We start from the raw sequence: 22286 nt of genomic DNA on the forward strand, positions 1-22286 counted from the left end.
CTCATTTCACGCTCGCCAGCGCGGTCTCGGTCCGGGCCAGCAATTCATCCGTCAGCTTGCCGCCGGAATAGGGCTGAAGCTGGCGCAGGCTGAGACCCTTGATCATCTCATACTGGGGGATTTCCAGCAGGCCCGGCAGGGTGCTGGTCAGGGCGGCCTTGGCTCCCTCATCGGCCGCCAGTTCCTCTATCGGCGTGTCGAGGGAGAATTTGGCGGCATTGGCATCCACCGGCGCCGGCGGGCTCTGGTTCGCCTGGGCATGGACGGGCACCGACAGCAGCAAGGCCATGGCAGCGAACAGGGGAAGGATGCTCTTCATGGTGTCGTCTCCTGAAGGGTGGGGTTGGTGCAGGTGAAGTTGGCTTCGTCGTCGGTCGACCCGCTGCCGGTCCAGCGCGCTACCTTGGGATAGGCACAGAGCGGGCGGGTGCGGACCGTCCTGGCCGGCATGCCCAGGAAGCCCAGATAATCATTGTCGAACTTGGTGGCCTTGATCCGCTCCGGTGCCGGCCCGCCCTGGCGCCAGGCATCCAAGGCACCGACCCCGTCGAACACGTTCGGCCCCGGCCCCGCCAGGCAGTGCGACACACCCGGCATCATGAACAGCCGCACGGATTTGCCGGCCTTGGCCCCGCTCGCCTTCAGCACCCGTTGATAATAATCGACGGTGTTCTGAGGCGGAATCGCGGCATCGCCATAGCCGTGATAGAGGATCAGCTTGCCGCCCTTGGCGAAGAAGGGCTTCAGGTCGGGATCATCGGCATTGATCTCGCCCTGCATGGCCAGGGCCTTGGCAAAATCGCTGTCCAGGCGGAAATCCCTGGTGCTCCAGTTCGGATCGCCATGCACGAAATGGCGGTAGAATTCAGTGGAGAACTTGCCATGCTGCGCCGCCGGCCCGGTCAGCCACAGGTCCCAGGCGCCGGGCGTGGCCTCCATCCCCGGCATGTATCCGGGATAGAATTGCTTGCCCTTGCCGTCGACCGGCCCGCGATAGATCGCCCGCACGGCCTCCACCTGCGCCGCCGTCAGACAATCCGGCTGGTCACCCGCCTGGCAGGTCAGCACAGCAGGATCGAAATCGCAGCTGCGCGGATCGTCGATCACCCCGTCCACCACCCCGTCGCGCGCATCGCAGCGGGCCAGGGCCGCCTTCTGCAGCAAGGGCAGCTTGGCATTGGGCAGGCTGCTTTCCGGCTTGGCGAACGCCGCCCGGTCATTCATCGCCATCGCCGTGGCCAGCCGCGCCCAGGGGATGGCAGGCGCCCCGGCCAGGATGGCGTCGTAATCCTCGGGGAAGCGCTGCGCCTCCATCAGCGCCTCGCGCCCGCCATCGGAACAGCCATGGAAATAGCTGGCATCCAGCGGGGACGGGTAATAGGCGGCGATGACGCGCTTGGCCGTGGCGGCGGCCAGATGGTTGGCCCGCCAGCCATAGTCGCGGACCTTCTCCGGCTGGCCCGGCGCCCAGCTGGCATCCACGTCGGACTTGCCGACATGGCCCATGTCGCTGCCCACCGACGCATAGCCCTTGGCGATACCGCCGCGCATCACCAGCGATGGCACCTGCATATTGCTGCCGAAACCGCCATTGCCGGCCCCCAGCAGCTTGCCGTTCCAGGCACCCGCCTCGGGCAGCCAGACCTCCACCCGGATGGAGGATGACGGTGTCGGCGTCAGGCGTGCCTGCACGCGGCAGAAGGTGGTGGGTGCCGGCAGACCCATCTTGCCCTCGTCGGGCGTCACCATCTTGCCGGCGGCGACGGACGCGGCCGTCTCGACCTTGCCATCGGCCAGCGTCAGGCCGGTCAGCCCCTCGCATTGCGCGATGCGCGGCGGTGGGGCCTGTTCGGGCTTGTGTTGGGCACAGCCCGCCATCAGAGCCGTCAGCGCCCCAAGGCCAATCAGCGTGGCCTTCGATGTCCTGTTTCTCATTTCGACAACAATCCCTTGGCGTCGAGCCATTGCTGCAAGCGCGCCGTCCAGGCGTCGGTCGGCTTGCCCTGTTGTTTCATGCCGAACCCATGGCCCCCGGCGGGGTAGGTGGCCTGTTCCACCTCCAGCCCCGCCGCGCGCCAGGCCGCGGCCAGACGGTCGGTATCCTTGACGGAGATGGTGTCATCCCCCGCCACGACCGTGAAAAGCGGCGGGGCACCGGCCGGGGCCTGCAACGGATCGGGCAGCAGGCCCGGATAGATCGCCAGGACGAAATCCGGCCGGCTGGGCTTGTCCTGGCTCAGGATCGACCAGACGGCCAGCGCCCCGCCGGCGGAAAAACCCATCAGCCCGATCCGATCCGGCTTCACCCCATATGTCGCGGCCTTCTCCCGGACATGGCGCACCGCCTGCTGCCCGTCGGCGATGACCAGGGGGCGCAGCGGCGCCAATGCCGCCACCATCTCGTCGCGCTTGGCGATGCGCTGGAACAGCTTGATCGCCACATCCTCGCCCGTGGGGATCAGGCGGTAGCGCAGGACGAAGGCGGTGACGCCCAGGCTGTTCAGCCATTTGGCGACCGCAATCCCCTCATTCTCGATGGACAGCATGTGGAACCCGCCACCCGGCGCCACGATCACCGACGTGCCGTTGGGCTTGGCCGGCTGGAAGACCAGCAGCGACGGGGTGGAGACATTGCGGGTGATGGTGCCGAACGGTATCCGGTCCTCCGTCACCTCCGGCGGCATGTCGGCGATGGCGCCGGGCACGCCCTGGGGCCAGAGCGGCACGGACGTGCCGTCGGAAAGGGTGACGGTCTTGGCGCAGCCGGCCAGCAGCAGGCCCAGGCTGCCGATCAGGACAAGGCGGCGGGAGAAGTTCCTCATGGCGTGGCATCCCGTGCGGCGGCGATGGTATCGATCACCGGTTCGGCGGCGGAAACGGTCCTGGTCTCGACCCCGATGGACAGCATCTGCGGTGCCCCCGCCGCATAGCGCGGCCAGGTGGGCAGGCCGCCGCCATTGGGATCACCATTCCTGGCGAAGCGGGTCCAGAGATCGCCCATCAGCGCGGCGGCGGCTTGGTCCGCTGGCGTCGGCTTGACGTCGGTCTGATCAAGCGTGCCGAAATGGAAGGGCATGTCGGTGGCATGGCCGGCCCCGCTGCCCTCCTCCCGCTTGGCCTCGGCGACATAGCCGAAACGATAGAGCCAGGTGGGCGCCCCGGTGGCCGCATGGCGCTTGGCCAGGGCCACGGACGGTTCCACGAACACCACATCGCTGGCGATGGCGCGGCGCATGGCGCTGTCGGAGCCATAGGCGGCGCGCACCGCCGCCTTGTTCGGCTCCACCGCCTTCTCATGCGGCCCGTTCAGGAACATGCGGAAGATCGAGGGCACGAAGCTGAACTCGTCATCATTCGCCCCGATGATCAGGGGTATCCTCGCCTCCGCACCGGCCGTGAAGGCCGGCACCGGATCGCCCTGCAGGATGCGCCCGTCGTTCAGTGGGCCGGACCAGGTCTTTTCCTCCTTGTCCAGCAGGGTGATGCCGCCGCGCACCTTGTCCGCCGGCAGGACGCGCAGCCCCGCCAGCCCATCCTTGACGCCCACATCCTTGGCAAAGGCCACCCCCTTGGCCTCCGCCTCGGCCAGGGCGGGCCAGCGGTCGCGCCCACCGCCAGAGATCACCACCGCCTTGTGGAACAGGCCGCGTGCCGGTAGCGCCGTCATCAGGCGGGAAACGGACTCACCCCCGGCAGACTCCCCGATCAGGGTGACATTGGCCGGGTCGCCACCGAACGAAGCGATATTGCGCCGGACCCATTGCAGGGCAGCAATCTGGTCCATGAAGCCCCAATTACCCGTCGGCCCCTCCCCGCTTTCGCGCGTCAGGTCGGGATGGGCGAAGAAGCCGAACCGGCCCAGCCGGTAATTGAAGGTCACGACCACCACGCCGCGCCGCGCCAGCCCCGCCCCGTCCATCACCGGGTTGGCCGCACTGTCGGTGACGAAGCCGCCGCCCGGTATCCAGACCAGGACCGGTGCACCCTTCGTGCCCGGCGTCCAGACATTCAGGTAAAGGCAATCCTCGCTGGGCGTGACCGGCGATTTCGATCCCGGCAGCGGGTTCTGCATGCAGTCGGAACCGAACCTGTCCGCCTGCCGCACCCCCTGCCACGATACGGCCGGCACCGGTGCTCGCCAGCGCAACTCCCCCACCGGCGGGGCGGCATAGGGGATGCCCTTGAACGCGGTGATGCCATTGGCCGCCACGCCCTGAAGCAGGCCGCTTTCCACCTTCACCTCGGTCGCGAACGATGCGGTGCTCAGCAGAAGGGCCGCCAGGGCCAGGAAGAAAGGGCGTCTCATGTGCCGCCTCCCGTGGTGAAAACATGCTTGCCCGGCCCGACGCTGTAGATCGTGAACCGACCTTCCTCCCGCACCCGCACCGCCCCCTTGGGCAGGTCGCGCACGGGGCCGAAGCGGTTGGGCAGCCAGACCTCACCCACCGTGTTGGGTGGTATCTCCACCGTCAGGGACAGCGCCCCCTTGGCCACGCGCCACGCGCTGGAGGCAAGGCCATGGACGGTGCGCATGCTGGCCTCCGCCCATTCCAGCCCGTCGGGGATTTCCGGCCGGACCAGCACCTGCTTGTAGCCGGGGCCGCCGGGCCGCAACCCGGCCAGCCGCGTGCGCATCCAGTCGCCGATGGACGAGAAATAATGATGGTCGCGCGACCGGCTCTCCAGGCTCCAGCTCTCGAACAGGGTCTGGTGGCCATTCTCGATCCACCAGCCCCAGCCCGGCTCGTCCCGGCGCGTCGCCAGCCGGTAGGCCAGATCGGCATAGCCATGATCGCTCAGCACCGGCAGCAGATAGCGGGTGCCGAACACGCCGGTGCGCAGCCCGTTCTTCTCCGCATCCGTGGCGATGGTGGCGGCCACGGCGGCTTCGCGCCCGTCCGGCACCATGCCGAAGGCCAGCGGCAGCACATTCTGGATCTGGGTGGGGCCGGCGGCCACACCCTTGGCATCCACCGTGCGGTACCAGCCATTGGCTGCGTCCCAATAACGCTTGTTGTAGGCGCCCCGGATCGCCTCGGCCAACGCCCGATACCGCTCCGCATCCTCCCCCTTGCCGATCACCGCCGAACTGCGCGACAGCAGGTCGGCCTCATGGAAGAAGTACGCGGCGGTGACGGCATCGATGCCCCCGCCACGGGCATTCAGGATGTCCAGCGGCCCGGGCGGGCTCCATTCCGACAGCCCCATGCGCCCGCGATAATCCGGAGCCTTGAAGATGGTCGCGGTGTAATCCACCAACCGCTTCTGCATCTCATGGTTTTCCGCCAGGATGCCCGTATCGCCATAGGCCTCGTACATCTCCCAGGGCAGGATCATCGCCGCCACGTCCCAGGGCGGTGTCGGCCCCCAGATCAGGTTCCAACCGGGCGTGTCCTGATAGCCATAGAAGGGTGTCGTCGGCACCACCTCCGGCAATTCGCCACTCTCGGCCTGGGCATCGCGGAAATCGGCCAGCCATTTGGTGAAGACCCGCGCCACATCCAGGCTGCGCACCGCCATCCCGGCCGATGCCTGGGCATCGCCGGTCCAGCCATTCTTCTCGAAGGTGGGCGTATCGGTCAGGAAGCCGTGCAGATTGTTCAGGATGGTGGCGCGTGCCGCCGCGTCGATCTTGCCCAGCAGCGGATCGGCACAGGCGAAGCTGCCCGTATCGGCCACGTCCGAATGCACGATCTCGGCCGTCAGCGTATCGGCCCCCGGTCTGCCCGCCAGCCCCTCCACCTGCACATAGCGGAACCCGGCATAGGAGAAACGTGGCGTCCAGCGCTCCGTGCCCATCCCCGCCAGCGTATAGCGATAGGTCTGAAGCTGGGCATTGATCAGGCCGGAGGCGGGCACCACCTCACCGTTCTTGTCCAGCTTCTCACTGGCGACCAGGGAGATGGTGGACCCGCGCGGACCCGACGCGGACAGCACAGGCAAGCCGGCGATGATGCGCCCGAAATCATAGACATGAACGCCCGGCCGCACTTCCTTGACCGACACGGGCTTCAGGCTGGATACGGGTGCGATGGGTTCGGCATTGGCGAAATCGATCCGCCCCGCCGGCCCGTCCACCACCCGCACCACGCCCGCCTTGTCCCAATCCTCGGGCACCAGCCGGGCATCATAGCGTTCACCGCGATAGATGCTGTCGGACAGGGTTGGGCCAGGCTGCGCGCGCCATTCGCCATCGCTGGCGATCTTCTGGCGGCTGCCATCGGCGAATTCCACCTCGATCAGCGCCTTCAGCGCCGGATCGCCATGCCAGGGCGCCTTGTGGAAATACCATTCATTGGGATCGGTGACCCCGTACCAGCCGCGCCCCAGCTCCGCCCCCATAACGTTCGCACCGGGCTTCAGCCGGTCGGTGATGTCCAGCGCATGGGCCAGCACCCGCTTGTCATAGGCGGTGAAACCCACGCCCAGGGCACTGCCCCCCACCGCCGCTCCGTTCAGGGACAGCAGCGGCATGCCGGCCCCGGCCCAATAAAGCCGAGCCCGGGCGATCTTCTTTGCCGGCAGGGTGAATTCACGGCGCAGCAGCGGGGCCGGCGCCTCCATGGACAGGACGATATCGATGGACGGCACTCCGGCCGCGACCAGCAAGCCATCCGTCCCCACCGAACCACCGGTGAAGGGATTGTCATTGGCGGTAAACCCGGTTTCCACGCCCGGCGCCCCGCTGCCCGTCACCTTGACGCGATGGATGATGGCGGCCTCGGCCTGCTTCGCGGTGAAGCCCACCGTGCCATGGGCATGGCTCGCATCACTGATCGACGCCACCTCCACCCCGTCCAGCAGAGTGGTGATGCGCGCCCCCTGCGCCCGGATAACCAGGCGCCGCCGCTGGTCCTTCAGCGGCCCGCCGGCCAGAGCAACCCGGCCCAGCTCCGTGCTTTTCATACCCCCGCTCTTGCCGTCGGTATAGCGGCGCACGGACTGGATCAGGACCGGGCCATCCTTGCTGTCGGACAGGGTCCAGACATAGGCGTCGCCATATTTCTTCCCCGACCCCTGCGCCCGGAACAGGATGTCCAGCGCCGGCCCCTTGAGGGTCAGGTCGATTTCCAGCTCCAGGTCGCGCCAGTCATGCACCACCTGTTCCGGCCCGGCGATCCAGGACGCCCCCCAGAGGTCCGGCGACAGCAGCCCCATCTCCCACCAGTCGGGCCGGCTCCAGCCGCCGGGTTTCCCGGCCGCATCCCAGACCATGACCTGCCACCAGTAGCGCCTGGCCGATGCCAGGGCCGGGCCGGCATAGGCGATCTGGACATTGCCATCGCCGGTCACCTTGCCGCTGTCCCAGACCAGCGGCCCCGCTTCCAGGGCAGCCGGACTTTCCGCCGCCCGGATGCGATAGGCCGACTGGCGCGCCACGGGCGACAGCCAGGCCAGACGGGGTGCCGCCTCGTCCAGGCCCAGGGGGCGGGCGGCATATTCCACCCGCATCCCGTCCGGCACGCCGGGCCCGGCACAGCCGGTCACCAGCGTCAGGATCATCAGGCAACCGGCGCGGTGTGCCCATCCTCCCATCGCCGCCATCCTCAGAAGCTCGCCCGCAGGCCGACGGAGGCCATCCGCCCCAACGTGCCGCCATTGGTGTAGCCGGGGACGGCATTGAAATAGGGCGGGTCCTTGTCGAACAGGTTCTCGACATTGAAGGTCACCGACACCCCCTCGGCCAGGGCGGAGAGGTCATAGGCGGCGAACAGGTCGATAGTATTGAAGGCACCGATGCTGGTCTGGTTGGGCACGCCCAGGATCGGATAGCTGTCGCGGTGGTTCCACGACACCCGCCCCGTCACCTCGCCCACCTGCGCGCCCAGGCTGGCGACCAGGGCCAGACGCCCGGTGCCGTTCTTCAGGTCGTTGCTGAAGGCGCCACCCTTCACCGCCTGGGTCTTGCGATTCAGCGTATAGGTGCCGGAAACTTTCCCGCTGATCACGCCGAAATCCGTGCGGTGCTGGTAATCGACCTCGAAATCCAGGCCGTCCGTATGGATGGCCCCCAGATTGTTGCGCCGCGCGTCGAACAGCACATAGGGCGAGGAGAAGGCGTACAAGGCCGGCAGGCTGGGTACCCCATCGATGCGCAGGCTGCCCGCCGCCGCCAGGGCCTGCTGCAGGGTCGGGTTCAGGATGAAATAGCTGGCGAAATTCGGATCGGAATAGATCTGCGGCGTCAGGACGGGCGCCAGACCGATGGCATCGGTGAATTTCACGTTGAAGTAGGTGGCGCTGACCCGCAGGCCCTTCAGACCGTCAGGCTGGAAATCGGCACCCAACGACCAGGTATCGGCGGTTTCCGGCTTCAGGTTCTGATTGCCGCCAGCCAGCACGATGGTCGGGCGCAGCAGGTCGGTGAAGGGGCTGCCCGGCTTGCGGTTGGGGGCAAACAAAACCACCTGCACCCGGCTGTCCACGGAATTGCCCAGATCGGCCAGACTTGGCGCATGAAACGAGGTGCCGTAATTGGCCCTGATTGTCAGGTCCTTCACCGGCCGGTAATTCATGGCGATCTTGGAATTGGTGGTGCCGCCGACATCGCTGTAATCATCGTGGCGCACGGAGCCGGACAGTTCCAGCCCATAGACCCCGTCGACCCGGTTGGGCGCGCCGACCAGCGGCACATGCAGTTCACCGAATACCGACTTCACATTGCGGTCGGCCTTGCCGCGCGAAATGCTGGTGGGCGCACCGGCCGGGCCGCTGCCGATCATGCTGTCGATATCGTCGTAATGGTATTCGGCCACCGCCGCCGCCCGCACCTCGCCACCGGGGATGCTGAACAGCGGCCCGTCGAACACGGCGCGCACTTCCGCCAGTTGCTGCGTGGCACGGCCCAGATTCTCGTAATCATCGATCAGGGCCAGCAAGGCCGGGTTGCTGGCGGCAAGGTTGTAGGGGTTCAGCGCCGTGGCCGTACTCGTGCCGTTCAGCGCCTGGGTAGCCAGCGTGCTGTTGATCTGGCCGTCCCTGGTGCGGTTCTTCGACCTTCCCAGATTGCCGACCAGCCGCAATTGCCATTCCCCGCCCAGATCGACATCCAGCTCCGGCGTCACGCCATAGGATTCGAAATAGCCGTTGGCGACATTGCTGGGCCCGAAGACACTGTCGAAATTGACCGCCACGTCATGGGAGGTCTCATTGCCGATGGGCCGGAAATACGGGTTCAAAAGGGAAACCGTACCGCTCAGGGTCGATTGTGAGGTGCGGGTGACGGTGTCGCGCGACGACCAGTAACCGGTGGCGGAGAAATCCACGCCGTCGGTAATCTCCTGCACCAGCCCGCCGAAGAAGCTGTGCCGCTCCTCACGCGGATAAAGGTCGGCATAGTCGGTCTGGTCGCAGCGATTGACGGAGCCGGCCGTGCGGTTCGGCAGGGCGAACGGCACGCCGCCCAGCAGGATATTGCCCGGCGTGCAGGCCGTGCCCCGGAAATCGCTGCCACCCTGCGCCGTCAGGTCGGCGGTGACGAAATCGCGGTCGATGCCCAGGACATTGTCATGCCAGGCATAGGAATAAGACAGCCACGCCGACCCCGATCCCCAATCATTGCCGCCGATCAGGTTGGCTTCGGCACTCTGGTAATCGGCCGCCCTTCCATAGCGGGCATTGGCGGCCACACCGTTGAAACGCGGCCGGGTGATGAAATTGATCACGCCGCCGATGGCGTCGGACCCGTAGATCGACGAACCGCCATCGGGTATCACCTCCACCCGCTCAATGGCGTCGGGCGGGATGATGGAGGGATCGACGCTGGTCTGCAGGATGCCGGCCCCCACCAGCCGGTTGCCGTTCAGCAGGACCAGGGTGCTGGCCCCGCCGGACGCCGCCAGATTGCGGATATTGGGCCGCACGATGGGCAGGCCATAGCTGCCCTCGGCACGCGGGACGGTGCCGAAATTGCCGACCTGCGGGATCTGGGCCAGCAGATCGTTGCTGGAGGCGGCACCGGATGCCACCACATCCTCGCGCTGCACGGCGATGGCATTGGTGCCGATGGGGCCGACATTGCGGATCATCGTGCCGGTGACGATGATCTCCTCCAGCAGCACCTCATCGGAGGCCGCCTGGGCATGGGCTGTCGTCGCGCACAGCGCCAAAAAGGAAACAGTCAGGGTCAGCCGGGCCGTGCGGGTGCACGTCCGACGCCAGATCGGATCAAAACCGCTCATCGATGTCCTCCCCGGGGCCGCGCCACCCGGTGGCAGCAGCCGGATCTTTCTTGATTTGCGCAGGGGCCCTACCCCTGTCAGGACCGGTATGTTGAGATACCTGTCGTCCTTCGTTGCTGATCATTATGTATGTTGGTGGATTGGGTCAATGAATAATTTACATCGTTGTCAATATTGTTGGGCAATGGTACGCAAACCCCTGGGAAACAGCCACTGGAGGGATCGGCGATGATCGGGATGCTGGGTGTGGGCATGGCGCTGGCCGGGGCCTGGACGGGCGGTCTGGTCGCCTTCAGCGGCCTGACGGCGCGGCGGGTGGAACGCGCGCTGCCGGCGCAGGGCAAGTTCCTGGAGGTGGATGGACAGCGTCTGCATTATCTGGATGTCGGCAGCGGAACGCCCCTGGTGATGATCCATGGGCTGGGCGGACAGATGCGCCATTTCAGCCATGGTCTGCTGGCGCACCTGACCGACCGTTACCGCGTGATCCTGGTGGACCGGCCGGGTTCCGGCCATTCCACACGGGCCCACGACGCCGATGCCAGCCCCGGTGCACAGGCGGCCGCCATTGCCGGCCTGATCAGGGCGCTGGGCCTGGATCGGCCGCTGGTGGTTGGCCATTCGCTGGGCGGGGCCGTGGCGCTGGCGCTGGCGCTCGACCATCCGGACTGCGCCGGGGCCCTGGCCCTCATCGCCCCCCTGACCCGTGCGCAGGACAGCGTGCCCCCCACCTTCAAGGGATTGATCATCCCGTCATCCACCATGCGCTGGCTGATCTCCTGGACCCTGGCCACGCCCATGTCCATTCTTCACCGCGACCGCGTCCTGGGTGCGGTCTTCGGGCCCGACCCGGTGCCGGCCGATTTCGCCCTGGCGGGCGGCGCCTTGCTGGGGTTGCGGCCCGTGGCCTTCCGCTCGGCCTCTGCCGACCTGATGGCCGCCGGTGCGGCGATGGCGGACCTGGAGGCACGGTATGGCGGCCTGCGCCTGCCGATCTCCATCCTCTATGGCCGCGATGACCGGGTGCTGGACTGGCGTCATCATGGCGAGACGGCACAGGCGCTGCTACCCGGCGCCACCCTCACCCTGACCGATGGCGGCCATATGCTGCCCTTGACCGCACCCGCCGCCACCGCCGCCTGGCTGGACCAATGCCAGGCCGGGATATCCGCCCCCCACCCCTGAGAAGTGGACCTGCCGGTCGTGTCGCCGGTGGTCCAGCCGGGCCGATTCCAGGCCGTTGACTCCAGTGTCACATGTGTCACATTAATCGTATGACACCTTTCCAGATCCAGTTCCAGCCGGGCCAGCCCATCGTCGATCAGGTCGTGTTCGCCGCGACCCGGGCGTTTGTCAGCGGCCAGATCAGGCCGGGGGACGCCTTCCCGTCGGTACGTGCCCTGGCGGCCGACCTGCGCATCCATCCCAACACCGCGCACAAGGCGGTGCAGGCGCTGATCCGCGACGGCTGGCTGGAGGTGCATCCCGGCATCGGCACCATCGTCGCCGACCGCGCCGTGCCGGGCAAGGACGGGCGGCAGCGGCTGCTGGATGACAAGGTCGATCCGCTGGTGGTCGACGCCAGGAGCACCGGCCTTTCGCTGGAGGAGCTGCAGAATGCGATCGCCGAGCGATGGGCGGCATTGGACAAGACGGAGGTCGGCCGATGATCGTGCAGACGAATTCCCTGTCACACCGGTTCGGCCGGCATCAGGTGGTCCGCGATGTCGACCTGCGCCTGCCCGAAGGTGCCGCGATGGTGCTGCTGGGCGCCAATGGTGCGGGCAAAACCACCCTGCTGCGGCTGTTGCTGAATATCCTGCGCCCGTCATCGGGCAGCGCGCATCTGTTCGGCCGTGACAGCCGACACCTGGGACCGGTTGATTTCCAGCGGATCGGCTATGCCGGGGAAAGCCAGATGCTGCCGGCACGCCTCACCGTGTTGGCCTTTTTCGACTATCTGCGCCCGCTTTACGATGGCTGGGACCGGGGACTGGAAGACCAACTGCGCCGCCGGTTCGATCTGGTTCCGGAACAGCGGATCGACCGTCTGTCCCATGGTGCGCGCATGAAGCTGAAACTGACCGCCGCACTGGCCTTCCGCCCAGCGCTGCTGATCCTTGACGAACCGCTGGGCGGGCTTGACCCGGACGTGCGCGATCAGGTTCTGGACGGGCTGGTCGACCGTGCCGGCGACACCACCATCCTGATGGCGACGCATGAGATCGCGGAGATCGAGCGGTTCGCCACCCACATCGCCTTCATGGATGGCGGACGGCTGCTGTTCCAGGAGGAGACGGGCGACCTCGCCACGCGGATGCGCGATGTGCATGTCCAGTTGGATGCGGCCTGCGAAGTGCCACGCGACCCGCCGGAAAGCTGGCTGGCCCCCACCCTTTCCGGCCGCACATTCGGTTTCACTGACAGTCGCTTCGTGTCGGAGGCGGCGCTGCGGGACCAGTTGGCGGCAGGCGGCCTCAAGGTCGCCGGGCTGGACATCCGCCCGCTTTCGTTGCGGGAGATTACAGCCACATTGATGCGTGTACAGCGTGGGGAGGCACGGCCATGAACAGTCAATTCACCGCCATGCGTGCCGTCTTCATCAAGGATGTGCGGTTGCTCTGGCCGTTCATCCTGCTCTGCACATCGTTGTTCCTGGCGCGCGCCTTGCTGCCCGGGGAGAGCGGCCAACTCGCCGGGACATTGTCAACAATAGCGAACCTGATCCTGATCGTCGCGGTCATCCACCTCGACGCGCCGTCCAGCCTGCATCTGGACTGGCTGACGCGACCCATTGCGCCCACGGCCCTGTTGGCGGAGAAGCTGGCTTTCCTGTTGATTGCCCTGTTGCTGCCGTCCATGGCGGGCGGGCTCGTGCACGGCCTGGCCATGGATATCCCGCCCGCCATGATACTGCCTTCTTCCTCCACAGCTGTTTTCATGACACTGGTTCCGGCACTGCCGGTCATGGCCGCTGCCGCCTTGACGACGCGGCTCATCAGCACCGCCGTCCTGTTCTTGGGCGCTGCCGCAGTCAATGCGGTCGTCCTGTCCGTGGCCCTGCCCTTCATGGGTCATGCCGCCGATTCCATGGATGAAGAAGCCATCCAGCACATGACCCACACCCTGGCCATCCTGGCCATCGCGGGAAGCACCCTGGTCCTCTGGCTGCAATATGTGCCGCGACGAACCCGCGCTGCGCGGGTCGCCTTCGGGGGCACCGCGCTGATGGCGATACTCGTCCAGATAGGCTTCGCCTCCTCACTCTGACCCCCAGAACGGAACGATCCCATGCTTAGCATCACGGGTCTGACCAAGACCTATGCCGGAGGCGTGCGTGCGCTCGATGGCATCGACATCGAAATCCCGAAGGGCCTGTTCGGCCTGCTAGGCCCCAACGGCGCCGGCAAGTCCACGCTGATGCGCACCATCGCCACCTTGCAGGATGCCGATGCCGGCACGATCCGGTTCGACGGGATCGACATTGTCAGGGACCGCATGGCCCTGCAGCGCCGCCTGGGCTATCTGCCCCAGGAATTCGGCACCTATCCCCGCGTATCGGCGCAGGAGATGCTCCGCCATTTCGCCGCCCTGAAGGGCATTCACGGCGCCGGCAACCGGGCCGCCGTCGATGAATTGCTGGTCCGCACCAATCTCTGGGATGCGCGGACGCGTAGCGTCGATACCTTTTCCGGCGGCATGCGCCAGCGGTTCGGCATCGCCCAGGCGCTGCTGGGCGATCCGGACCTGCTGATCGTGGATGAGCCGACGGCCGGGCTGGACCCGGTCGAACGCCGCCGCTTCCAGAACCTGCTGTCGGCGGTGGGGGAGGATGTGGTGGTCATCCTGTCCACGCATATCGTGGAAGATGTGGCGGCCCTCTGCCCCCGCGTCGCCATCATGGCCGCCGGCCGCATCCTGAAACAGGGCGATCCGCACGACCTGGCGGCGGAACTCCAGGGGCGTCTGTGGAGCGGCATGGTCGACAAGGGTGCGGTGGCAGCACCTCCGCAGATCATCTCCACGCGCCGGCTGGCCGGACGGACGGAGATGCGCATCCTGGCCGAACAGTCGCCGCCGGGCTTCACCGCGGCGGTGCCGACATTGGAGGATGTCTATTTCCAGACGCTGATCGACCATGGCATCGACATCCAGGCGGAGTAGGCCCATGCGCGCCTTTCTTGAAACCTTCCGCTTCGAAGCACGGGTCCAGGCACGCTCCGCCCTGTTCGCGGCCCTGGTCGTCATCACCGCCTTCATCCATTTCTGCGCGGCCCGTAAATGGGGGATCGATATCGGCCTAGGGGCGGCGAAGGATGCGGCCGGTCTGGAATATAATTCGGCGCTTTCCATCATCCAGAACGCGCTGATCCTGAGCTTGTTCTCCGCCTTTCCTTCCATCGCCCTGGTCGCAGGTGCCGTGACGCGGGATGGCGAGCGCCGGACCGCACCGCTTTTCCATACAAAGCCCATCCATCCCGCCACCTATGCCTGCGGCCGCTTCGCGGGCGGCATGGCGCTGGCGCTGCTCACGGTCCTGGCGGGCCTGTCGGGTGCGCTGGCCGGCCTGGCGTTGCCGGGTGTGGATACCATGCACCTCCTGCCCTTCTCCGCCGCCCCGTTCCTTTACGCGCTATTCGCCATCGCCATTCCCAACATGCTGATCACCGGCGCGCTGGCCTGTGCGGCGGCCTTGGCCGCGCGGTCGATCGCGGCCGCCTATTGCGTGGCCCTGGCCCTGCCGCTGATCCCGGTCATGGCCATGCCCCATCTTGGACAGGGCGGGGGGTGGCTGGGGCTGATCGATCCGTTCGGTGCCGTTTCCGTCATGGATGTCACCCGCTTCTGGTCGCGACAGGAACTGGTCACCCGGCTTCCGGGGGATGATTTCTGGCTGAACCGGCTGCTATGGCTGGCTCTGGCCGGGAGCGTCCTGGCAGCGGCGGTTTGGCGTTTCCGCTTCCAGCTGGACGGGCGGCACCGCCGGCGGGCCGTCATTCCCCGGCGCATGGCGCCACCGGCGATGCAAGGGCTACCCATCGTCCGGCGTTTCGATGCCGCCGGAACCTGGTCGCAGTTCCTGTCGCAGCTGCGCATGGATATGCGCGCGATCTGGTGGTCGGCCCCTTTCCATGCGGTGGCGCTGCTGGTCATCGCGGGCTGCGTCGATGCGTTCGAAACACGCGCCGCCTTCGCCTACAACACGCCCCAGTTACCTTTGACCAGCCGTCTGGTCGGGGTGTTGGATGTCGGCCTGGCCCTGCAGATGATCCTGGCCATCGCCTATTATGCCGGCGCGTTGACGCATCGCGCACGCCAGGCCCGGGTCGCGGACATCATCGACGCCTCACCCGTGCGCAGCTTCAACCCGGTATTCGCCCAGCTGGCGGCCCTGGTCCTGATGGTCACCGCCCTGCTGGCCCTGGCGATCGGCACCTTCATGGTGCTGCAACTGGCGCAGGGGTTCGATGATCTGGAACCGGGCCTCTATCTGCGCGGCCTGTTCATCTATGGCTTCAACCATTATGCGCTGATCGTGCCGGCGCTGCTGGTCCACCTGCTGGTGCCCAACCGCTGGCTGGGGATGCTGCTGTTCCTGCTGACGGTGGTGGCGGGCTTTTCCCTGCGCCCCCTGGGGCTGGAGGACATTCTCTACAATCCGCGGCTGGCATCCCCGCCCTATTCGGACATGAACGGGTTCGGGCATTTCAGCGGTCGGCATGTCTGGCTGATGATCTATTGGACCGCGATCATGGCGTTGCTGGCACTTGTCGCGGTGATGGCCGCCCCGCGCGGACATCAAAGCACGCCGTTCCACGATGCCAGGGCACGGCTGACGCCGCCCCTGCGGCTGGCGGCGATCCTGGCCGTGACGGGTACCGCCGCCAGCGGTGGCTGGATCTTTTACAACACCCACATCCGCAACGCCTATGTGACCAGTGCCGACCTTGAGGCCCGCGCCGCCGAGTATGAGCGCCGGTACCAGCAATATGCCGACCTGCGGTCACCAGCCGTGGCGGCCATGGATGTCGCGGTGGATTTCTTCCCCGCCGAGCGAAGGGTGGAAAGCCGGGGAACATTGCATCTCCAGAACCGGTCGGCGGAACCGGTATCCGACCTGTTCTTCACCCTCAACCCGGCACTGAGGGTGGAGTTGCTGGAATTGGACGGCGCGCAACTGGTCGAAAGCGACCAGATACTGGGCGTCCGGCGCTATCGGTTAGCCGCCCCCCTTGCCGCCAGTGCCACGGTTGCCGGCAGATGGCATTTCTCCTGGCGCAACGACGGCTTCACCAACGCGGCCTCCGACAATGCCATCGCCGGGAATGGCAGCAATATCGAAGGCGGGGATATCCTGCCGATGCCGGGATACCGGGCCGGGCGCGCGCTTGACGACCCCGATGCCCGCCGCCGCCAGGGCCTGCCACCGGCGCGGCCGCTGCCCGCGCTTGATGATCCGGCGGTCCGCAACGACCTGACGGACCCGTTCGCGCCCGTCCGTTTCCGCGCCGTGCTGGGCACGTCCGGGGATCAGACGGCACTGACGTCGGGCAGGCTGACAGGGGAATGGGCCGCTGGCGGCCGCCGCTATTTCCGGTACGAGGGTACTTTCCCCCTCTATCTGGCCTTCGCCTCGGCCCGATACCAGGTGATGCGCGAGGTCGTGGATGGGGTGACGCTGGAACTGTTCCATGACCGGGGGCATGGTGCATCGGCCCGCACCATCATGGACACGATGAAGCACGGCCTGGACTATTACAGCCGGGAATACGCCCCCTACTTCCTGGATAATTTCAAGATATTCGAATATCCGCGCTATTCCACCCGTGTCCATGCCATGGCGGGTGCCGTCTCCTACAACGAGGCCGCCGGCTTCACCCTGGCCTTCCAGCCCGGCCAGACCGACATCGTCACCGCCCATGAGCTTGCCCATATGTGGTGGGGTGGGCAGGTCCGCAGCCCCCGCCTCGAAGGTCAGCAGGTCATCAATGAAGGGCTGGCCACCTTTGCCTCCTTCATGCTGATCGAACATATGCAGGGACGCGAGGCCGCCCTGCCCTATGTCGCCGTCACGCGCGACCAGTATCTGGACGCCTATAGCCGCGTGGTGCCGCTGGCCCGGCCCGTGATCCGGGCGCAATCCACCCTGGACGCCTATGGCAAGGCCAGCCTGGCGCTCTACACGCTGCACGATGTCATCGGGGCGGCAGCCGTGAACGGCGCCCTGCGCGGCTTCCTGGCCAAATACGGCAACCGCCCGCCACCCTTCCCGACGACGCGGGAACTGGTCGCCGAACTGCGGGCCGCCGCTGGTCCCGACTACCAGCCGCTGATCACCGACCTGTTCGAGAAGACAACCTTCTACGACATCGCAGTGACCGCAGCCGAAAGCCACAGGGTGGCCGAAGGTTACGAGGTGACGATCAATGTGGCGGGACGCAAGATCCATGCGGATGACGAGGGGCTGGAAACCGATGCGCCCCTGCACGCACCCTTCGACATCACGGTCTATGACAAGGATGCCCGACCCTTGCTCACGGGCAAGCATTGGCTGACCACCGGCGAACAGGTGATCAGGCTGCAGGTCAAGGCACGCCCCGGCCGCATCGCGGTCGACCCCGACGGCATGATGCTCGACCGCAACCCGTCCGACAATGCGCGGGACCTGTGACGAATGGGTGGGAGGCAGCGCCGGACGCGCCGTTGCCCCGCCCCAGGTATCGAAGACCAGCAGGGTGGTCGGGCTTGTGTGCATGAGGTGAACCTGTTCGCCCTCAACGCCAAATATGCCGACATGATCGGATTGGCGGAGGTGGCGCCAGCGCATTGGCCAGGCCCTTCAGGGCCGTCGTTCCCGTGCGCTCATGCGGCATCATCCTCGGGCAGGCTGTCGGGGCTGGGATAACGCCCCATGGTCAGCAGCAGCGCCGCCCCGGCCAGTAGGGCCGCCGATCCATAGATCAGGCCCAGATCATAGCTGCCGGTATTGACGAAGATGCGGCCGAAGATGAAGGGACCGAAGCCCGCCCCCAGCGCGAAAAACCCGTACATGGTGCCGTAGATGGCGCCATAGGCCCGCATGCCGTAATAGCGGCTGACCAGGAAGGCCAGGATGTCATATTCCACGCCCGCCGCGAAGCCGATCAGCAGCACGGCCCCCATGGAGGATGCGGGCGTCACCCCGTCGCCGGTCAGCAGCAGACAGGCACCGGCCGGCAATGCCAGCAGCACGAACGCCACGCCCGGCGCCCAGAACCGGTCGATCAGCCAGCCGCCCAGCAACCGCCCGGCAATGACCGAGGGGCCGATCAGGCTGGCGATCTGCACGGCCTGCTGCACATCCATGCCCTTGGTGCCCAGGATTTTTTCCAGGTTGGGAATGGGTCCGCCTACGGCAAACGAGATGGGCACGAAGGCGATGGCCAGCACCCAGAACCGGTAGGTGCCCAACGCCTGACGCAGGGTGAAGCCGCGATGCGCCTGACGGGCCGGCGCTTCCGTCACACCCTTGTCCGTGACATCGCGGAACAGGAAAAAGGCGGTGGGCAGCGACAGCAACAGGGGCAGCAGCGCCAGCCCGACATAGGCCAGGCGCCAGCCCACCTCCCCGATCAGGAAATTGGCGTAAAGCTTGGCGGCCGCCCCGAACAGGCCCGTGCCCAGCAGCGACAGGCCCAGGGCCAGCCCGCGATGGGTGTTGAACCAGTTATTGACCGCCCGCGTCCAGGTGATGGGCAAGGTGCCGGAACCGAGTGCGGCCAGCAGCATCCAGTTGATGTAGAACAGGGTCAGCGACCCGTTGGATAGCGCGAACCCGGCCAGCGTCACCCCGAACAGGGCCACGGAGATCAGCACCACCCGGCGCACACCGAACCGGTCGGCGGCCATGCCGGCCAGCGGCCCCATGACCATGGCGCCCAGGGTCATGATCACCAGGGCCAGCATGATCTGGTCCACACCCCAGCCGAATTCCGCCGTCAGCGGCGCCACGAACACGCCCGTCGTGTAGAAGGGAATGGGCGACAGCCCCGTCCCGATCCCCAGCGCGGAGGCGGCGACCACCTTCCATCCCTGCCTGAACTCCGACCGATCGACCGACATCTGCGCCCCCGGGTCAAAATGATATAATGATAGGTCATTATCACAACGTGAGTGGCGACCGGCAAACGGGAAAGCGGGCGATGCGGAAAGTTTCAATTCTCCGTCCACTCGGCGGACAGAGAGGGAGGCCTATTCCAGATCGCACAGTTCCACGGCCCGCATGCTAAGGGCGGGAGATGTCGGCCCGAAGCAAGGTACAGGGCGGTGACCATGCAGTGGACGGCTTCTAAAAAACTGGAACTTTCATTGGGATGAATGGGATGAAAAAGGGATGAATGAGATAAAAACTAAGCAGGATAATCCGGCCCTTTCCGGTTTGGATTGGTGATGCGCTTGAATTACAAGCGGGTATGGCTGAACCCTGACAGTGCGCCCCTATGTCAGCAGCCTGCCCTATCGGGTGAAGGCCCTGGGTGACAGTCTGAAGGGTGTGCTGGATCGGGCCGAAGCGAGGGCCGTCACGCCGGCCGACCTTGTGGCGGCGCTGAGTTGCCGATAAGACGGAGAGCATCATCACCCCGCCTTCCGGACGGAGTTCCATGGACCGCCCCTTGAGCCAAGCAGGACTGAGCCCGGAGCAGTTGGACCCCACCGCCCCCACCCCGCTCTATCACCAGATCTATCTGGTGCTGCGGGAGAAGATTCGCAGCGGGGAATTCCCGGCCGACAGCGTGATGCCGGGGGAACAGGAACTGTCGCGCCTGTTCGACGTGTCGCGCATCACGGTGAAGCGGGCGCTGAATGAACTGGCGGCCCATGATCTGGTCAGCCGCCATCGCGGGCGCGGCACCGTGGTCACCGCGTCCGCTGCGCTGCCGCAGGTCCATGGCAGCTTCGACAATCTGATCGACAGCCTGAAGACCCTGGGGCTGGAAACCCAGGTGCAGGTACTGGAACTGTCCGACCTGCCGGCCCCGCCCGCCGTGGCGGCACTGCTGGACCTGGAGCCGGGCGCGCCGGTGCAACGTGCCGTGCGCCTGCGCAAACTGGCGGGGGAGCCGTTCAGCTATCTGATCCAGTATATGCCGGCCGACATCGCCGCGCGCATCGGGCGCGATGATCTGGAAAGCGTGCCCATGCTGGTGCTGCTGGAACGCGCCGGTGTCGTCCCGTACGAGGCGGAACAATGGATCACCGCGGTGGCCGCCGAACCGCATATCGCGGTGGCCCTGGACCTGGGTTCCGGCTCGCCTTTGCTGCGGATCGAGCGGGTGATGCGGGACAAGGCCGGCCGGGCGGTACAGCTGATCCATGCCCATTACCGGCCCGACCGGTTCAAATACCATATGCGTTCCAACCGCAAGGGCGCCAGCAACTGGCGCACCGAAGGATAATCCCGACATGTCCGACAAGGTCATCCTGCGCCGCGATGCCGACGGTATCGGCCGCCTGATCCTGAACCAGCCCGCCAAGCGCAACGCCCTGTCGCGGGAGATGTGGGAACTGGTGCCCGTGCGTCTGGCCGAAGCGGCCGCCGATCCCGCCATCCGCGTGCTGGTGGTACAGGGAGAGGGCGGCACCTTCGCCGCCGGGGCCGACATTTCCGAATTCGAGGCGGCCTATGCCACCCGCGACAGCACGGCCGCTTATGCCGGGGCCATCGCCGGGGCCATGGATGGCCTGGCCGATTTCGTGAAGCCGACCATCGCCCTGATCCAGGGCGCCTGTGTCGGCGGCGGGTTGGGCCTGGCGCTTGCCTGCGACCTGCGGTTCGCGGCAAGCGATGCCCGCATGGGCATCACGCCGGGCAAGCTGGGCCTGGTCTATCCGCTGGGTGACACCAAGCGCCTGGTCCAGGCCGTCGGCCCCAGCCACGCCAAGGACCTGCTGTTCACCGGCCGGCTGCTGGGTGCGGACGAGGCGCTTGTCATGGGGCTGGTCAACCGGGTGGCGGCACCGGATGCGGTGGAAGCGGCCGCGCTGGCCTATGCCGGCCAGATCACCCAAGCCAGCCAATATTCCGCCCGCGCCACCAAGCGCATGATCAACCGCGTCCTGGGCGGACAGGTCACCGACACGCCGGAAACGGTGGCGGAATTCCTGGACGCGATCGAAGGCGAGGATTTTATCGAGGGGCGCGATGCCTTCCGCCAGAAGCGCCCGGCGAACTTCACCTTCGGATAAGGCTACTCGCTGCGCTCCCGATTGAAGCTCATCGAATAGACAAACCGGTCGGCGGGATGGGCGCTCTCGCTGGCCAAGAACAGCTCGCCCTTGGCATCGTGATAGGTACGACGCGTGCGCAAGGCCGCCGTACCCGGCTCGCACCCCGCCAGGGGGGCCAGGAACGCGTCCAGGATCATGGCCTTGATCTGCTGGTCGATGCGGATCGCGGAAATGCCGAACAGCGCCTCGATCGCGTCGGCGATGGTGCGGTGGGCCTCGATCTCCGCCCTTGTGGGGGCGCAGTCGCGGCGGATCAGCACGCGGGTGATGCCGACAATGGTGGTGCCATCCCATCGCTGCCCACGCAGTTCCAGCCAGCCGGCCGGATCCAGCCCCATCCCCAGGACCATGCCGTCGGGCGGCGCCGGCTCATAGGCCAGGATGGTCAGCCGGGCATCACGCGCATATTGCAGAAGGTCCTGAAATCCGCCCAGGGGCTGCACGAACAGGGCCGGTTCGGTCGGCGCCGTCACCACCGTACCCGCCCGCCGCCGGCGCGCCACCAGCCCCGCTTCCGTCAGCAGGCGCAGCGCGTCACGGGCCGTGTGGCGGGAAATGTTGTGGATGGCGCACAGTTCCTGCTCCGTCGGCAGCAGGTCACCCACCTTGTAGGTGCCGCTGGCGATGGCCGCCCGCAGCAACTGCGCGATCTGCTGATAAAGGGGGGCGGCAGCCAAGGCGCATTTCCCTGATCGACTGGTCGTTCAACGATCAAGGCCATGCGCCAACCATGCCGTCAACCACCTGTATCCCCCGCGACACCACCTGGTGGATGGCCGCACCGAAAGTCGTCCCGCCGCGGCCTGGGCAGCGTGATAGATGCAATTATGTCCGGAC

General features: G+C 66.5%; 17 protein-coding genes. 9 read left to right on the plus strand and 8 right to left on the minus strand.

Annotated elements, in window-relative coordinates:
- Position 1: 1 nt before the first annotated feature.
- The 6 genes from ACM9HJ_RS03065 to ACM9HJ_RS03090 are packed head-to-tail and all read right to left on the minus strand — an operon-like array spanning position 2 to position 10181.
- Complete coding sequence (locus ACM9HJ_RS03065) at positions 2–319, minus strand: hypothetical protein (RefSeq protein ID WP_416570207.1); 318 nt, start codon at positions 317–319, stop codon at positions 2–4.
- Complete coding sequence (locus ACM9HJ_RS03070) at positions 316–1935, minus strand: tannase/feruloyl esterase family alpha/beta hydrolase (protein WP_416570208.1); 1620 nt, start codon at positions 1933–1935, stop codon at positions 316–318. The genes ACM9HJ_RS03065 and ACM9HJ_RS03070 overlap by 4 nt, the downstream gene beginning before the upstream one ends.
- Positions 1932–2822 carry an alpha/beta hydrolase gene (locus ACM9HJ_RS03075; RefSeq protein WP_416570209.1) on the minus strand — a complete coding sequence of 297 codons (891 nt, stop codon included), beginning with the start codon at positions 2820–2822 and terminating at the stop codon, positions 1932–1934. Before ACM9HJ_RS03075 ends, ACM9HJ_RS03070 begins: the two co-directional genes overlap by 4 nt.
- Complete coding sequence (locus ACM9HJ_RS03080; protein WP_416570210.1) at positions 2819–4306, minus strand: carboxylesterase/lipase family protein; 1488 nt, start codon at positions 4304–4306, stop codon at positions 2819–2821. The genes ACM9HJ_RS03075 and ACM9HJ_RS03080 overlap by 4 nt, the downstream gene beginning before the upstream one ends.
- Positions 4303–7536, minus strand: a complete 3234-nt coding sequence (locus tag ACM9HJ_RS03085; RefSeq protein ID WP_416570211.1) for a family 78 glycoside hydrolase catalytic domain — start codon at positions 7534–7536, stop codon at positions 4303–4305. The genes ACM9HJ_RS03080 and ACM9HJ_RS03085 overlap by 4 nt, the downstream gene beginning before the upstream one ends.
- An 11-nt stretch (positions 7537–7547) precedes the next feature.
- On the minus strand, positions 7548–10181 hold the full coding sequence (locus ACM9HJ_RS03090) for a TonB-dependent receptor domain-containing protein (protein ID WP_416570212.1): 2634 nt from the start codon (positions 10179–10181) through the stop codon (positions 7548–7550).
- Positions 10182–10409: 228 nt separating this feature from the next.
- On the opposite strand from ACM9HJ_RS03090, the gene ACM9HJ_RS03095 reads away from it, so the two are divergent.
- The 6 genes from ACM9HJ_RS03095 to ACM9HJ_RS03120 all read left to right on the plus strand — a co-directional run bounded on the left by ACM9HJ_RS03095 (position 10410) and on the right by ACM9HJ_RS03120 (position 17853).
- Complete coding sequence (locus ACM9HJ_RS03095) at positions 10410–11366, plus strand: alpha/beta fold hydrolase (RefSeq protein ID WP_416570213.1); 957 nt, start codon at positions 10410–10412, stop codon at positions 11364–11366.
- Between the two features lie 89 nt (positions 11367–11455).
- Positions 11456–11851, plus strand: coding sequence for a GntR family transcriptional regulator (locus ACM9HJ_RS03100; protein ID WP_416570214.1), 396 nt, complete (start codon positions 11456–11458; stop codon positions 11849–11851).
- Positions 11848–12750, plus strand: coding sequence for an ATP-binding cassette domain-containing protein (locus ACM9HJ_RS03105; protein WP_416570215.1), 903 nt, complete (start codon positions 11848–11850; stop codon positions 12748–12750). Before ACM9HJ_RS03100 ends, ACM9HJ_RS03105 begins: the two co-directional genes overlap by 4 nt.
- Positions 12747–13451, plus strand: coding sequence for a hypothetical protein (locus ACM9HJ_RS03110; RefSeq protein WP_416570216.1), 705 nt, complete (start codon positions 12747–12749; stop codon positions 13449–13451). The genes ACM9HJ_RS03105 and ACM9HJ_RS03110 overlap by 4 nt, the downstream gene beginning before the upstream one ends.
- A 21-nt stretch (positions 13452–13472) precedes the next feature.
- Positions 13473–14345 carry an ABC transporter ATP-binding protein gene (locus tag ACM9HJ_RS03115; RefSeq protein WP_416570217.1) on the plus strand — a complete coding sequence of 291 codons (873 nt, stop codon included), beginning with the start codon at positions 13473–13475 and terminating at the stop codon, positions 14343–14345.
- A gap of 4 nt (positions 14346–14349) precedes the next feature.
- Positions 14350–17853 (plus strand): ABC transporter permease/M1 family aminopeptidase, encoded by a 3504-nt coding sequence (locus ACM9HJ_RS03120; protein ID WP_416570218.1) that lies wholly within the window; start codon positions 14350–14352, stop codon positions 17851–17853.
- A gap of 191 nt (positions 17854–18044) precedes the next feature.
- Here ACM9HJ_RS03120 and ACM9HJ_RS03125 read toward each other — a convergent pair whose 3' ends face one another.
- A complete protein-coding gene (locus ACM9HJ_RS03125) occupies positions 18045–19283 on the minus strand; it encodes an MFS transporter (RefSeq protein ID WP_416570219.1) in 1239 nt (412 codons plus the stop codon).
- 367 nt (positions 19284–19650) lie between these two features.
- On the opposite strand from ACM9HJ_RS03125, the gene ACM9HJ_RS03130 reads away from it, so the two are divergent.
- The 3 genes from ACM9HJ_RS03130 to ACM9HJ_RS03140 are packed head-to-tail and all read left to right on the plus strand — an operon-like array spanning position 19651 to position 21407.
- Positions 19651–19782, plus strand: coding sequence for a hypothetical protein (locus ACM9HJ_RS03130; RefSeq protein WP_416570220.1), 132 nt, complete (start codon positions 19651–19653; stop codon positions 19780–19782).
- 40 nt (positions 19783–19822) lie between these two features.
- Positions 19823–20617, plus strand: coding sequence for a GntR family transcriptional regulator (locus ACM9HJ_RS03135; protein WP_416570221.1), 795 nt, complete (start codon positions 19823–19825; stop codon positions 20615–20617).
- A 7-nt stretch (positions 20618–20624) separates the two neighbouring features.
- Positions 20625–21407 (plus strand): enoyl-CoA hydratase/isomerase family protein, encoded by a 783-nt coding sequence (locus ACM9HJ_RS03140; protein ID WP_416570222.1) that lies wholly within the window; start codon positions 20625–20627, stop codon positions 21405–21407.
- A 2-nt stretch (positions 21408–21409) separates the two neighbouring features.
- Here ACM9HJ_RS03140 and ACM9HJ_RS03145 read toward each other — a convergent pair whose 3' ends face one another.
- Positions 21410–22126, minus strand: a complete 717-nt coding sequence (locus ACM9HJ_RS03145) for a GntR family transcriptional regulator (RefSeq protein WP_416570223.1) — start codon at positions 22124–22126, stop codon at positions 21410–21412.
- Positions 22127–22286 lie beyond the last annotated feature (160 nt).

Origin of the sequence: Niveispirillum sp. KHB5.9, assembly GCF_048066115.1 — a bacterium.
In the GTDB taxonomy this organism is placed as follows: Bacteria; Pseudomonadota; Alphaproteobacteria; order Azospirillales; family Azospirillaceae; genus Niveispirillum.

Coding starts and splice junctions, on each gene's coding strand:
- ACM9HJ_RS03065 (WP_416570207.1), bottom strand. CDS start 319: ATGAAGAGCATCCTTCCCCTGTTCGCTGCCATGGCCTTGCTGCTGTCG.
- ACM9HJ_RS03070 (WP_416570208.1), bottom strand. CDS start 1,935: ATGAGAAACAGGACATCGAAGGCCACGCTGATTGGCCTTGGGGCGCTG.
- ACM9HJ_RS03075 (WP_416570209.1), bottom strand. CDS start 2,822: ATGAGGAACTTCTCCCGCCGCCTTGTCCTGATCGGCAGCCTGGGCCTG.
- ACM9HJ_RS03080 (WP_416570210.1), bottom strand. CDS start 4,306: ATGAGACGCCCTTTCTTCCTGGCCCTGGCGGCCCTTCTGCTGAGCACC.
- ACM9HJ_RS03085 (WP_416570211.1), bottom strand. CDS start 7,536: ATGGGAGGATGGGCACACCGCGCCGGTTGCCTGATGATCCTGACGCTG.
- ACM9HJ_RS03090 (WP_416570212.1), bottom strand. CDS start 10,181: ATGAGCGGTTTTGATCCGATCTGGCGTCGGACGTGCACCCGCACGGCC.
- ACM9HJ_RS03095 (WP_416570213.1), top strand. CDS start 10,410: ATGATCGGGATGCTGGGTGTGGGCATGGCGCTGGCCGGGGCCTGGACG.
- ACM9HJ_RS03100 (WP_416570214.1), top strand. CDS start 11,456: ATGACACCTTTCCAGATCCAGTTCCAGCCGGGCCAGCCCATCGTCGAT.
- ACM9HJ_RS03105 (WP_416570215.1), top strand. CDS start 11,848: ATGATCGTGCAGACGAATTCCCTGTCACACCGGTTCGGCCGGCATCAG.
- ACM9HJ_RS03110 (WP_416570216.1), top strand. CDS start 12,747: ATGAACAGTCAATTCACCGCCATGCGTGCCGTCTTCATCAAGGATGTG.
- ACM9HJ_RS03115 (WP_416570217.1), top strand. CDS start 13,473: ATGCTTAGCATCACGGGTCTGACCAAGACCTATGCCGGAGGCGTGCGT.
- ACM9HJ_RS03120 (WP_416570218.1), top strand. CDS start 14,350: ATGCGCGCCTTTCTTGAAACCTTCCGCTTCGAAGCACGGGTCCAGGCA.
- ACM9HJ_RS03125 (WP_416570219.1), bottom strand. CDS start 19,283: ATGTCGGTCGATCGGTCGGAGTTCAGGCAGGGATGGAAGGTGGTCGCC.
- ACM9HJ_RS03135 (WP_416570221.1), top strand. CDS start 19,823: ATGGACCGCCCCTTGAGCCAAGCAGGACTGAGCCCGGAGCAGTTGGAC.
- ACM9HJ_RS03140 (WP_416570222.1), top strand. CDS start 20,625: ATGTCCGACAAGGTCATCCTGCGCCGCGATGCCGACGGTATCGGCCGC.